Annotated in this window: 16 protein-coding genes; all 16 read right to left on the bottom strand. The window is 42.2% G+C overall.

Going from position 1 to position 11,967, the window contains the following annotated elements:
- Window positions 1-17: 17 nt before the first annotated feature.
- On the bottom strand, window positions 18-983 hold the full coding sequence (locus tag Q5O24_07040) for a hypothetical protein (protein WKY49057.1): 966 nt from the start codon (window positions 981-983) through the stop codon (window positions 18-20).
- 7 nt (window positions 984-990) lie between these two features.
- A complete protein-coding gene (locus tag Q5O24_07045; protein WKY49058.1) occupies window positions 991-2,127 on the bottom strand; it encodes a phage tail spike protein in 1,137 nt (378 codons plus the stop codon).
- Window positions 2,128-2,210: 83 nt separating this feature from the next.
- Complete coding sequence (locus Q5O24_07050) at window positions 2,211-2,519, bottom strand: hypothetical protein (protein WKY49059.1); 309 nt, start codon at window positions 2,517-2,519, stop codon at window positions 2,211-2,213.
- Entirely contained in the window at window positions 2,519-4,813 is a 2,295-nt protein-coding gene (locus Q5O24_07055; GenBank protein ID WKY49060.1) for a phage tail protein, read from the bottom strand. The genes Q5O24_07050 and Q5O24_07055 overlap by 1 nt, the downstream gene beginning before the upstream one ends.
- A gap of 78 nt (window positions 4,814-4,891) precedes the next feature.
- A complete protein-coding gene (locus Q5O24_07060; protein ID WKY49061.1) occupies window positions 4,892-5,035 on the bottom strand; it encodes a hypothetical protein in 144 nt (47 codons plus the stop codon).
- A 41-nt stretch (window positions 5,036-5,076) separates the two neighbouring features.
- Window positions 5,077-5,478 (bottom strand): hypothetical protein, encoded by a 402-nt coding sequence (locus Q5O24_07065; protein ID WKY49062.1) that lies wholly within the window; start codon window positions 5,476-5,478, stop codon window positions 5,077-5,079.
- The gene (locus Q5O24_07070; protein ID WKY49063.1) at window positions 5,475-6,053 is read right to left on the bottom strand and encodes a phage tail protein; all 579 of its coding nucleotides are present in this window, start codon (window positions 6,051-6,053) and stop codon (window positions 5,475-5,477) included. The genes Q5O24_07065 and Q5O24_07070 overlap by 4 nt, the downstream gene beginning before the upstream one ends.
- Window positions 6,053-6,397, bottom strand: coding sequence for a hypothetical protein (locus Q5O24_07075; protein ID WKY49064.1), 345 nt, complete (start codon window positions 6,395-6,397; stop codon window positions 6,053-6,055). Before Q5O24_07075 ends, Q5O24_07070 begins: the two co-directional genes overlap by 1 nt.
- Window positions 6,394-6,825 carry an HK97 gp10 family phage protein gene (locus tag Q5O24_07080; GenBank protein ID WKY49065.1) on the bottom strand — a complete coding sequence of 144 codons (432 nt, stop codon included), beginning with the start codon at window positions 6,823-6,825 and terminating at the stop codon, window positions 6,394-6,396. The genes Q5O24_07075 and Q5O24_07080 overlap by 4 nt, the downstream gene beginning before the upstream one ends.
- On the bottom strand, window positions 6,818-7,150 hold the full coding sequence (locus Q5O24_07085; GenBank protein ID WKY49066.1) for a head-tail adaptor protein: 333 nt from the start codon (window positions 7,148-7,150) through the stop codon (window positions 6,818-6,820). The genes Q5O24_07080 and Q5O24_07085 overlap by 8 nt, the downstream gene beginning before the upstream one ends.
- A 1-nt stretch (window position 7,151) precedes the next feature.
- Window positions 7,152-7,457 (bottom strand): head-tail connector protein, encoded by a 306-nt coding sequence (locus Q5O24_07090; GenBank protein ID WKY49067.1) that lies wholly within the window; start codon window positions 7,455-7,457, stop codon window positions 7,152-7,154.
- Between the two features lie 16 nt (window positions 7,458-7,473).
- Window positions 7,474-7,686, bottom strand: coding sequence for a head fiber protein (locus Q5O24_07095; GenBank protein ID WKY49068.1), 213 nt, complete (start codon window positions 7,684-7,686; stop codon window positions 7,474-7,476).
- Between the two features lie 4 nt (window positions 7,687-7,690).
- Window positions 7,691-8,887 (bottom strand): phage major capsid protein, encoded by a 1,197-nt coding sequence (locus tag Q5O24_07100; GenBank protein WKY49069.1) that lies wholly within the window; start codon window positions 8,885-8,887, stop codon window positions 7,691-7,693.
- Between the two features lie 12 nt (window positions 8,888-8,899).
- Complete coding sequence (locus Q5O24_07105) at window positions 8,900-9,586, bottom strand: Clp protease ClpP (GenBank protein ID WKY49070.1); 687 nt, start codon at window positions 9,584-9,586, stop codon at window positions 8,900-8,902.
- Window positions 9,561-10,805: a phage portal protein gene (locus tag Q5O24_07110; GenBank protein ID WKY49071.1), complete on the bottom strand. Its 1,245-nt coding sequence runs from the start codon at window positions 10,803-10,805 to the stop codon at window positions 9,561-9,563. Before Q5O24_07110 ends, Q5O24_07105 begins: the two co-directional genes overlap by 26 nt.
- Before the next feature lie 80 nt (window positions 10,806-10,885).
- Window positions 10,886-11,941, bottom strand: a complete 1,056-nt coding sequence (locus tag Q5O24_07115) for a Fic family protein (GenBank protein ID WKY49072.1) — start codon at window positions 11,939-11,941, stop codon at window positions 10,886-10,888.
- Between the last annotated feature and the right edge of the window lie 26 nt (window positions 11,942-11,967).

An 11,967-nucleotide genomic window follows, 5' to 3' on the forward strand; every position in this document is an offset into this window, starting at 1 on the left:
CAACCTCCATTATCCATTTAATATTCCGGCCATTCCGGCCATTCAGTAACAGTTTCTACAACTTTCCAGTTTTTAATTGTAGCTATATTCAAATCACTCTGTGTAAGTTTTAAAAGATTAGTTGCTCCAAATCCGATTTGCAGTGTTTCCTGTCCGGTTCGATCCATTAATCCATGGAGGACATTTATTAAACTGGCTTTTGTTAAGTTTGGGCAGGGAGTCAAATCAATTGCTACATTTATATTGACTAAATTGAGTTCTCTTAGTTTACTTGTGGAATCAAACATTCCTATTCCCAAATAAGCATTTTCTAAATCTAGATAAGGAACAGAAATCAATGAATAACATCCTGAAAAAATAGCTTCTATTCGATAGGCGCTTAGCTTAAAATTAAATTCTTTGGGAATAGCTTGGAGTTTTTCACAACCAAGAAAAAATCCTCTCGGATATGCATCTAAGCTCGAATCAAAATACGGTGTTGCACCGTTTAACAAATCAAAATAGGCAATATCAGTCCATATCAAGCTTGTCCACTCGAAATCAATCCCATCAAAGCAAAAATAACTTTCACCGGTTTCAAGTTCATGAAGATACACATATGATTCGGCTGGAAAAAACATCGTCCAGACAACTTTTTTCTCGGGATATACTTCACTTTGACGGCTATTTGAATAATCCCAAATATGATCAGCAGGTACATTATCCCAATTAAGCTCATATGTAGAACCATCCGAAGTAACGACCGTTCCTACATCGAAAAATATGTCACTAATCAGATCTGTAGAATAGTGCATTCTGAGATAACCGGTTTGACCGCCTGACAATGCTTCCCACTGGCTTCTGGCCCAGATCATATCCGCATTTGGCTGCCAGTGATATTCTTCTTCTGGCCAGACAATCCGCCCATTAATCATGGCTTCAATAATATTATGAACATTGGCATATAGGCTTTCAATTTCACGGTTGTTATAGCGTATTCCCATCAGGACCTCACTCAGAAACGTATTTTAAATACAGGGTATTGTCTTCCATCACGTCAGGATATTCTTCTACACAGACCCATTGGCCGTAATGTTCCGAAATATAAGTATCAACTGCTTCAGGCACAGTATCATCCACGACTTCTTTGATTTCTTCATTTTTGAGCTTAGTGATAGTCGATTCAAAATCAGTGGCAATCCGGCCTAACTCCGCTACATTCTTTTCGGGGGAATCCGGATAAGTGATTAGCTTTACAATCTGGTGTTCGATTTCTATTTCTCGAATCCGGTCAATCAGCGTTACCTTATCGCCAATGGAGATAGATAAATCTCCATATTGATCTGGCAAGAGACTGGCCAAATCTACAACTGATGCGGTATAAACGCGGTTAGGAATTGATAAAGCTTCTATCTTTTTAGTAGCCGCAACCAAGAGTTCCTCCGCTATTTCATAACGCGTATCGACCCAGACCTGTGTGATTACTTTAGAGGTGTACTGGAAATTGTCGACATAAGCGCGGCCGGAGTTAATCTCTTCAAAGGTGAGCCCTTCTTTGCCAAAAGCATACAAGCGGGTTACCAGATCACAGCTATCCCCTCTCAGCTCACATTCCTTGACGTTTAATTCATCGGAGAAATAAACGCCTTTGTTGCTGTATCCCGAAATGGTAGTAACCTGAATGTTTCTCGTTATACAGTTATATCTAAAAATAACTCCATAGGACTTTTCTACCTGCTCAAGCAGTTCCAGGGTTGTTCCGGATTCAAATGAAAAATTTAAAACAGTCGTAATACTGGATGCCCCGGTAAAACTCCAACCCAGACTTCCCAAAACTTGGCTTAAGACCATTGATAAAGTCGCATCTTCAATCAGAAACTGATAATAACCATCAACCGAAAGATCGGATAAATCCAGCTGACAACCGATAATGGTGGTTTGGCCGCGTTCATCAATACTTTTGATTACATAACGGTTATCGTCAGTCAGAATCAGATTTTCTTCAACCAGATATTTATAAAACGGGTGTCTGACATAAATTTCAAAAGACAAGGTATCTTGCCCGGTTTCCAGAAGTTCAGTGAGATACAATTCTCTATATTGGCTTAATTCTCCAATTAAGAGACCGCTTTGATTATATAGATTCATTAATTGCTCCTTTAGGTCACTGACAGTATTAGGCAATCAAATGTAAAAATCACACTGTAATGAAATGCGGAGATGGCTGATATCTACGTTCCAATTAACATACAATCAAACTGCCTGCCATCAAGCAAATGATTATTAATGGTGATCACACATTTCTTAAGGGCCTTTTTAAGCAATTCGATGTCCGTGAGTTTGGCATTTTTAAAATAACAGACCAATGTCAGCTGACTGAAATCTTCTTTTGAATCAAAGTAGATTGGAAGGTCTGCATTTTCTGGCCAGAAGTATGAAGGTTTGTAATCACCCGGTGAATATTGGGAACTGGCGTAGGACGCGTTGAAACTTTCCAATAAAACAGCACCACTACTATTTTCAATTTCACAAACAGCCATCAGATTTTACCTCCCCGTAAACTAAAAGCCAGATCTTTAGAAACAATTGGGGTCAAAGAATGACCTACGGCTTTTTTATCCAGTTCGACTGTTGTGTAAATATAGATGGGTGGAACACTCCCTTCGCCGGTCGCTCCAATTGCCTGACTGCTTGACCTGCTTGATCCAGTTTGCATATTGACATCCAATGTCGTCGGAACGGCCTGAAGCATATCAGTTGCAACTTTATCCATAGCATTGACAAAACCGACTCCTACACCCGCTCCCATGTTTTCACCAATGTCCTCAAAGACGGTTGACGGAGAATGAATCCCTAAAAGATCTTTGACATTGTCAACCACACCACCAAAGAAACCTTTTACTTTTTCTTTAATCCACTGTCCCATTGAAACAATCCCGTTCCATAAACCTTTAACCAGGTTAATTCCTACATCATAAATGGCTTCAGCTGCCTGACCAAACCCTCTCACCAGAGCAATGATGATCTGCGGCAGGGCTTCGATCAGTTTAGGAATGGCCGCAATCAGGCCTGTAATTAAGGCGATGATCAGGTTAATTCCGGTTTCAATGACCAGTGGAAGATTGGAGACAAAATAGTTGATGAAGGATTCTATCAGTTGCGGCAGGGCTTCAATTAAAACCGGCAAGGCATTAATCAGTCCTTGCGCCAAACCAGTGATGAGTGCTAAGGCGGCATCAAGCAGTAAGCCAGCATTATCAATCAGGGTTTGGGCCATCAGCATCACACACTCAACAATCTCAGGTACCAGCTCCGGAAGGGCCTGAGCAATCCCTTCAATCAGTGTTGCTACCATCACCATAGCACTTTCTAGAATAGCTGGCAGGTTATCAAGAATTCCCTGAACCAGTGCAAGCACCAGTTGAAGAGCCCCATCCGTTAGCTGTGGAAGAGCTGACAATAAACCTTCGAGTAATGTAAAAATAAGTTGATTGGCGGTATCAATAAGCATTGGCAGGTTCTCAAGCATTGCCCCACCAATTGAACCCACAATCTCCATACCAACCTGAATGACTTGCGGCATATTTTGAAGAACCATGTTTGCCAGCCCGCCGACTGTTTCACCAATGACTTCAGAAATTTTATCAAAATCGCCGCCTGCCTCCTGGAGGCCTTTGGTAAATTCTCCCAGTAAGGTTACGCCATCATCAGCAAGCAGTTGTAGCTGTGGAAGTAGAACTGTCCCCAGCGCATTTTTGGCAGCTGAACTACCAGCGTTCAGGCGCTGCAGAGTGTCATCAAATTTACCAAGTTGAGCAATGGTTTCATCACTCATCACGGCCCCCATCTGTTTGGCTTCATCGGTTAGTTCAGCAATGCCTGCTGAGCCTTGTGCAATCAGGGGATTTAATTCCTGGGCGGATCGTCCAAAAATCTCCATAGCCAGAGCATCACGCTCAGCGCCTTCTTCCATTCGGCCAAGCGCATCGATGGTTTCCCAATAGACATCCTCACCGTTTCGAAGCGTCCCATCGGCGTTTGATACAGAAACACCCAAACGTTCGTAAGCGGCAATCATATCGACAGAACCATCACGAGCAGATGCCATGGACCTGATTTGTTTGGCCATGGATCCGGTCAAAGTTTCCATGGAAACATCTACCAGTTCGGCCGCATACTGATAAGCCTGAAGGCTCTCAACCGATACCCCGGCAACAGTAGAAGTAGTGATCATTTCATCGGCATAAGCAGCAGCACCGACAGTCATATCCGTCAGGGATTTGGCAGAAGAAACAGCCGCTGCACCAACGGCGACAAAGGCGGATCCCATGGCAATGCCAACCCCTTTTAGGATTCCGCTAAGAGAGCTAAATTTATTTGAAGAATTATCGGCCTGATCGCCTGCCCGGTCAATGGCCTTTTCAAATTGACCAGCTTGGCGTTCGGCATCATTAAACCCATCTTCAAGTCCATCCAGGGCTTTTTCATTTTTGTTGACTTCATTTTCAAGCTTATTGAGATGGGCCTTGGCATTGTTAAGCTGAATCACCCAGTTTTGTGTCCGGCGATCATTTTCACCAAAGGAGGTGGCGGCATTATCAAGTGCCTTTTCAAGGGTTTTGATCTTGTCCTTCTGGGCATCAATCGCTTTGTTTAACTGCTCATTTCTGGCAGTTACTGCTTCAAGGCTCTGATCTTGTTTGTCAAATTGGGACTCCACCAGTTTCATTTCGCTGCCTAAAACTTTGAAGGTTCGATTGATATCCTGTAAAGAATTTTTAAACTCACGTTCCCCTTCAATGCCTATACGCAGGCCAAATTTTTCATTACCCATAAGAAAAGTTAACCTCCCTTCTCCTGATTTCAGACATAAAAACTGCTACATGAAACCATCTTTTAAACGGTCAGTGCATCAAATTTCTGGAATAATCTCATCAATGGTCCATTCTCGTTGTGGCTTTTCAATCCCCAGAAACTGTTTATGACAGGTCCACAAATCCAGAAGCTCCCCCAAAGGCATGAGCCAGACTTCATATTCAGTCCGATTGAGATGCACCGTCCCATAATATAAAAGTCGAGTAAATAAAACTTCATCATCTACTCGACTTTGGCGTTTTTTAATTGTCCACCATCCGCTATCGGTGTTTCGCTTTCGATATTTCGTGTGGTGCCTTTAACCATGGCTTGTGTAATTGCATTTTTATAATCAGAAAGTTCCAGCGGTGTCGTTAGTAGTTCAACCGTTTCTTCGATCAGCAAGGATTTCTTTTCTTCATTTTGAAGATTGTGAATCAGGATACTCTGATTGGCCAGCAAGGTGATGAGCCAAATCACTTCATCCAATGCCATCTCAAAGTTTTCTGATTTCATCAGGGTCTCACCGAGATTTGCAAGACCACCATAGCGTTTAGCGATTTCCTTGGTTGCCTTAGTGGTAAACGTCAACGGATAGTCAACACCGCCAATTCTAACTACTGCGCTTCGATCATCATTTATCATCCTTCAGTTCCTCCAATACTCGCCATAGTATCCAGCCAGGTTTTGGCTTCAGCTTCCGTTGGAAAGGTTGCTTCTTCTTTCCAGACATCCAAAACATTGGTTGAGATGGTACCTTCAATAGTCGGTGTCTGAAAGTTAATGGATTCTCCACGGGTTTCCATACTTTCTGAAGGCACACCAAACTTCACTTTAGTCAGCCAGATGGCTCGAAAGCCACGAACATTATTTTTAATACTAGTAGCATAAAAACCAACTCCGACAAAAGATCCATCATCTGATCCTTTTGAGGTCAATTGCTTATTGGTCGTTGAATCAATGGTTGACAGGGTGTGCCCAAGAATCAAAGCCCTTGTTTCATAGTCCAGATGATCGCCGTTTAGGGTCAGTTTCCCGGACTTGAATTCTTTGATATTTTCAATAATGCGATCATCACCACGCAGCACCCCTTCATTAATCTCGATGTTCATTTCAGCTTTAATGGCATAAGCCATTACCCGGCCATCGGAATAGGTAGCAGCAGATTCGGTTTCTGTTAGCTTAGAACAAATGAGATATTTTAGTCCAATTTGTGCCATTAGTTTTCCTCCAATTCATAGTCTTTTGCCACATCAATGGCATAATGATAATAGTTGGTGTCATCTTCATGGCCGACATAATGCCGACTGGTGATGACAAAGTCTGCTTCAAGCAAGCTTTTTATGAGCCGATTTTTAAGGGCATTGTAATTCTCCTTACTAAAGATAGAAATGCGCACCTCCTCGATGGTTCGAAGCGGCTTATCATCTCCGAAAAGTGCGAAATCATCTGTAAGTGGCGTAACGACCAGATATTCATAAGGGGCTTCCTTTGAAAATTTCCCGGTTTCAGCCGAGATGTTAAGGTCACTAAAAATTCGGTTAAGTTCTATCAGAGCATTCACGGTTTTGACACCTCGCTTTCAAGTTTAGCCTTCATGGCTTCAATACAGGCTTTACGAGATTTGGATTTGGCTGGTTTTAAAAAGGGTTTAGGCGTCTGCCCACTTTTTCCGAACTCCAAAATATTAGCGATCTTAGCATTGCTTTCGCCATCGGTTCGAGGTTCTGAAAAACCGATTTTTAAGTTGTAATCCCCTTGATGATCTTTCTTGACCGGAGACATCCCCAGTGCTTTTTCCAGTTCCCCCGTTGCTCGACTTTTTTGTTTGACTTCATCGCCTACAACCGCACTGAGGTTTTGTTTGACTTTTTCAAGCACGACCTCACAACCTGCTTCTAAAACTTTAGGTAGAATTTCATCTGTCCTTTCTGCTAGTTTGGAAACCTTTAATAAAAAATCTTCCGGCATTTTAAGTTCAATCTTAGCCACTTACTTCCACCTTTTCACAAAGAACTTCCAGATACATCCCGCGTCCTTTCACATTTTCTACTGAAATAATATTGTATCGATTGTTTTCACAGGTAATCATCATACTGGTTGTCACTGTAAGACTCGGAATAGCTCTGAAACGAAAAAGCGCTGAGGCTTTCGAGAATATTGCCCGATTTTTCCAGCTTTCATTGCCATGTCGATCTTCTTTGTAAGCTCTAACCGAAGCAACGATAGTTTCAGCCGTTGTTGCAAAGCCCTGTTCATCTTTAATGGGTTCAAGGGTAACCAGATCCATCCGGGTATTCATTTTTCCAAAGCTCATCTTATACCTTCCAGTCTTTATTCAGATCCAAAAGCCGATTTACAACCATCCATACTTGATTACTGGCCTGCACATTATCCGAAAAAAATCCGGCGGTGCTGCCATCTCGACTCTCATAAAAGTGAGATGACAACATAATCACCGCCCGCTCAGTGGTGGGATGCATATCGTTTTGTGAATAATAACCATCTTCTTTTTTCTGATAGCTTTCTGCATACGAAACAGCTGTCAGAATCAGTTCTTCCAGCAGGGCATCATCTTCATCATGTTCAAGTATCAGATTGGCTTTAACTTTTTCTAACAGCATCCATCCACCTCAATTCTTATTCCGTTTTCAGTAGTCCGGCTGATTTTAGTTTTGCAAGTAGGGCATTAAAATCAGTTACCAGCTCAGTGACAGTTGTAGCGCTGCTGTCTGCCTGAAAATCAGCCTGGGGCATTCCCAATAAAAGAGCACCCTCTTTTATTTCAAGGGTGCCGCCAATGACGGTCTTTTCGCCGCCCTGTTCAGTATAGTTTTTAGTTGTATAGCTCATTTTCTTACGCCTTCTGTTTCAGGACTTTAATGGCTTCAGGAAGAATCAGTTTCCCGTCCACTCGCTGGGTAGCCATAAAGCCAACCTGTCCAGTAGTTGCGTAAAGTTCATTAAGTCGTTTGAATGAACGACCCTGACGATCGGCTACCCAGTAATAGCTAAAGTCCCCGAAAGCGATAGTCTTTGCGCCAGCTGCAATGGTTGGTACATAAGACGATGTTTTAACTGGGCTATTAAGAATGGTATCCGGTGTACCCGCGGTGATTGATGGTTGCCAGATATAATTGCCATTCCCGTCTTTCAGTTTTCGAATGGCTTTGATGGTAGCATCATTTAAAATGAAGTTTGCGTTTTTTCGGTACGGGGATTTAAGCGAATAATAGAGATCCATGATCTCATCAACGGTGATGGCTGTTGCGCTGGCAGCGGTTACCCCTTCCTCTGCGCCACCTGTCGCATTAAAAATCCCGGTTGGTTTACCAAGGCCGTCGCCAATAAAGAAAGCTTCTTCTTCCTTTGCCCCAATTCGTCGTGAAAACTCCTTGGCGATGTAGGATTCCAGGTTAAAGATGGAATCATTCAGGAGCTCTTCAGACACTTTAAGCAATGTTCCCAGTTTATAAGCACTGATGGAAACCTGTCCAAAAGAATCATCACTCTCTGGAGTTGCCCCTTCTTCTTCAATCCACGATGCGGATCCTTTTGAAGCAACGACCGGAATTTTACGATCACCACTGGCAGTGGTAATCACCTTGGCTAGGGTTCTAAAGATATTTTCTTCTTCCAAGCCTTCCACCAGAGTGCGCTCAAATTCATCAGGGACCAAGTATCCCCCTTCGCTGTCGCTCCCAATTTGCAATGCGTTAGAGATTTCAAAGCTCAGGCTTTTATTACGCATGGCATTCCAAAATGACTGTGAATACTCATCACTACCTCGTCCAGTTTTGGCCTCTGGCAGTCCCGCAGGTTTTTCGGTAATTGGGGTATTAATCGGCTTGGCAAACTCAAGATCCATGGCCTGTTGACGCTCAAGGCGGTCAATTTCTTTTCCCAGATTCACCACATCCGTTTCCATTTTTTCATAGACCTCAATATCAGCAGCAGCTAATAAGCCGTCCTGATTTCTTTTATCATCCAGGAATATTTTTGCAGCTTCCCAGATTTTGGCTCGATTCTCACGTAATTCTAAAATTTTATTCATGGTTTCCTCCATTTATTTGATTAAATTTAGTCTTTTTTCAAAGATATCAACCGGTATTCCTACTTCTTTTTGTGGTTTTGGGATCAGCTTTTCGATCAGGGAATTGGTCACTGCCTGTCTTGAAAAGCTGTAATTCTCGACATTTTCGTATACCTCACGCTCATCAAAGAGCATTTCATCAGCAAATCCAAGCTCCAGTGCTTTATTGGCATTGAGCCAGGTTTCACCATCCATCAACTTTGAGAGCTTCGCTCGTGATTGGCCGGTTTTTAATTCATAGGCATTGATGATACTTTCCTTCACTTCATCAAGCATCTGAATGGCTTTTTTCATTTCTGCGCTATCACCAATCGCAACTGTTAAGGGATTGTGGATCATCATCAGGCTGGTTGGAGATACTTTTACTGTTGTCCCAGCCATGGCGATCACTGATGCTGCGCTGGCTGCAATCCCATCAATTTTGACCGTGACGTTGCCCTTATAATCCATCAGCATGTTGTAGATCTGACTGGCGGCTATGCAATCACCACCCGGACTATTGATCCAGATATCAATATCACTTTGGCCAGCCATCAGATCATTCTTAAACTGCTGCGGGGTCACGTCGTCATCAAACCAGCTTTCTTCCGCAATTGCCCCATTTAAATATAAGGTTCTTTGTTCATCTTCATTTTTAATCCAATTCCAGAATTTCTTCATTTGTTTCCTCACTTTCAATATTTGCAAAGGCACCAGCATCTTGAAGTTTTGTCATGGCACCGTTAATCAGGTATAAGTCCCCGCCCAGATCTTCAGGGATACGGTTTAGGTTTTCCAGTTCTCTAATATCATTTGCCGAGAGCCAGCCGTTTTGTCGGCCTGTCGCATAGCCAGCCATTCGGGATTCATAATCACCACGTAAAAGCCCATCTACAGAAAAACGAATAAAGTATTTCTGCTTATCCGTTTCACTGAGTAGCGCTTTCTGCATGGACTGTTCCCAACGGATCACCCAGGGATCTAGTGTGTACTTCACGAATTCAAGAGATTGCTGCTCAATATTTGAGAAACTGGACTTCTCCAGATCTCCAATCATATGCGGAGGGATTCTAAAAATCCGGGCGATTTCATTAATCTGAAACTTCCGGGTTTCCAGAAACTGGGCTTGCTCCGGTGGGATGCCGATCGAAGTAAAGCGCATGCCTTCTTCTAAAACAGCAATCCGGTGGGCATTACCGCTGCCTTGATAGACAGTGTTCCAGCTTTCTCTTACACGCTTAGGATCTTTGACCACTCCCGGGTGTTCAAGCACGCCTCCGGGATTGGCCCCGTTGGCAAAGAAGGATGACCCATACTCTTCAGTGGCAATGGCCATACCGATAGCATTTTTGGCCATAGCAATCGGTGAATAGCCAATGAGACCATCGAAACCAAGACCCGGAATATGAAGTACCATTTCTTTTCTAAGCACCACATCTCCCTTGTCACTCTGATATTTGTAGAAAAGCTCTCCATTGACCGCTCGATCGACCGTCATTTTACTCGGTAATAAGGGATACAGCCCCACAACCTGTCCACGGCCATCACGAATGATCTGGGCATAGGCATTTCCCCATAATAAAAGATGACTCATCAGTGTTTCTCGAAACACGAAAGAAGTCATCTCATTGTTTGGTTCTTGATATAATAATCGGTATAAGGGATGTTTCGGGGCTTTTATTTTGCCATCATCCGTATACTCAAAAATGTGAAGCGGCAGACTGGCAATGGTTTCAGCCAGGATTCGTACACACGAGTATACTGCGGTCGTCTGCATGGCAGTTCGTTCATTGACTGTTTTTCCAGCGGTGGTACCGCCGAAGAAAAAACTAAAGGGGTTATTATCCAGATAATTCTTTGGTTTATCTCTTGAATGGAATAGGTCTCTTAATCGGCTCAATTAGTTCCTCCTTAAAAATAGGCATTAAAAAAGCACCTCATGTGAGATGCACTTGTTTAATAATTCTGATGTATCGATTTTTATTTATTGGTATTACGGATGTAAGCCGTATTCCTCCCAGCTCCAATTTTAATAATATATCCTTCTTTTAATAAGGATGCCAACGCAGTTTCAACTGTCGATTTGCTAATGTCAGGACATTTTTCTAAAATCATTCGCTTTGACAGCTTTTGCAGGGTATTATCAAATAGTTTTCTGATTCGCTCCGGTTTAGTCAGGCTTCGATCTTGAATCAATTCAACACGGGTTGAAAACTCTTTATAAGCCCTCAAGATAACTTCAAGATAGTACTTAACAAAAGAAAAATAACGGTTATTTTCTTCCTGCCATCCAATTGAGCTGTCATAGAGCGCCTCGTAATAGGTTTCTTTTGTATTCTCAATAATCATTTCGATGCTTAAGTATTTCCCGATAATGTATCCTGAGCGATATAAATTAAGCAAGGTTAGTAATCGACTTAATCGGCCATTTCCATCATTAAATGGGTGGATGCAAAGAAAATCCAGCACGAACATTGGAATTAGAAGCAATGGATCATATTTTTCTGTGTTCATTGCTTCAATAAAAGTCGCGGTTAAACGATCGATTGCATTCGGCGTTTCAAAAGCAGAAAGTGGTTGAAATCGAACTCTCCGTTCGCCGATTGCATTAGTCTCAGCAATAATATTATCTGAATTTTTGAATTTACCGCCACTTGAAGATGGACTGAAATGATACAAATCTCGGTGTAACTGTAAGATGACGTTTGTATTTGGAACAATGTGATCATAATTTTCGTGAATCAAACTTAGCACTTCTCGATAACCAGCGATTTCTCGCTCCGACCGATTTTGTGGTTCTGCCTTAAATTTAACCAGAGCATCCAAACGTTCATCGGAAGTATAAATACCTTCTATTCGATTTGATGCACCGGTACTTTGAATTTTTGCAATTTCCAGCATGGACTCAAGAATATCAGGTTTGGCTTCAATAAACAATTCTTGCTTTCCTTTATATTCATGAATGGCTGAGACTAAATTCATTAACTCATAATGCATTAATTCATCTGGAAGTTTTGTGTAATCAAACTTTCTCATTTTCTAGTCCTTTCTGCCCAATCAAT

The organism is Eubacteriaceae bacterium ES3 (assembly GCA_030586155.1).
In the GTDB taxonomy this organism is placed as follows: domain Bacteria; phylum Bacillota; class Clostridia; order Eubacteriales; family Eubacteriaceae; genus Acetobacterium.

Bases quoted from the DNA above. Each gene is read 5' to 3' on its own strand.
- Q5O24_07045 (WKY49058.1), bottom strand. From the start codon at position 2,127: ATGAATCTATATAATCAAAGCGGTCTCTTAATTGGAGAATTAAGCCAA.
- Q5O24_07105 (WKY49070.1), bottom strand. From the start codon at position 9,586: ATGAAGAAATTCTGGAATTGGATTAAAAATGAAGATGAACAAAGAACC.
- Q5O24_07090 (WKY49067.1), bottom strand. From the start codon at position 7,457: ATGCTGTTAGAAAAAGTTAAAGCCAATCTGATACTTGAACATGATGAA.
- Q5O24_07115 (WKY49072.1), bottom strand. From the start codon at position 11,941: ATGAGAAAGTTTGATTACACAAAACTTCCAGATGAATTAATGCATTAT.
- Q5O24_07095 (WKY49068.1), bottom strand. From the start codon at position 7,686: ATGAGCTATACAACTAAAAACTATACTGAACAGGGCGGCGAAAAGACC.
- Q5O24_07050 (WKY49059.1), bottom strand. From the start codon at position 2,519: ATGGCTGTTTGTGAAATTGAAAATAGTAGTGGTGCTGTTTTATTGGAA.
- Q5O24_07055 (WKY49060.1), bottom strand. From the start codon at position 4,813: ATGGGTAATGAAAAATTTGGCCTGCGTATAGGCATTGAAGGGGAACGT.
- Q5O24_07070 (WKY49063.1), bottom strand. From the start codon at position 6,053: ATGGCACAAATTGGACTAAAATATCTCATTTGTTCTAAGCTAACAGAA.
- Q5O24_07040 (WKY49057.1), bottom strand. From the start codon at position 983: ATGGGAATACGCTATAACAACCGTGAAATTGAAAGCCTATATGCCAAT.
- Q5O24_07065 (WKY49062.1), bottom strand. From the start codon at position 5,478: ATGATAAATGATGATCGAAGCGCAGTAGTTAGAATTGGCGGTGTTGAC.
- Q5O24_07100 (WKY49069.1), bottom strand. From the start codon at position 8,887: ATGAATAAAATTTTAGAATTACGTGAGAATCGAGCCAAAATCTGGGAA.
- Q5O24_07085 (WKY49066.1), bottom strand. From the start codon at position 7,150: ATGAGCTTTGGAAAAATGAATACCCGGATGGATCTGGTTACCCTTGAA.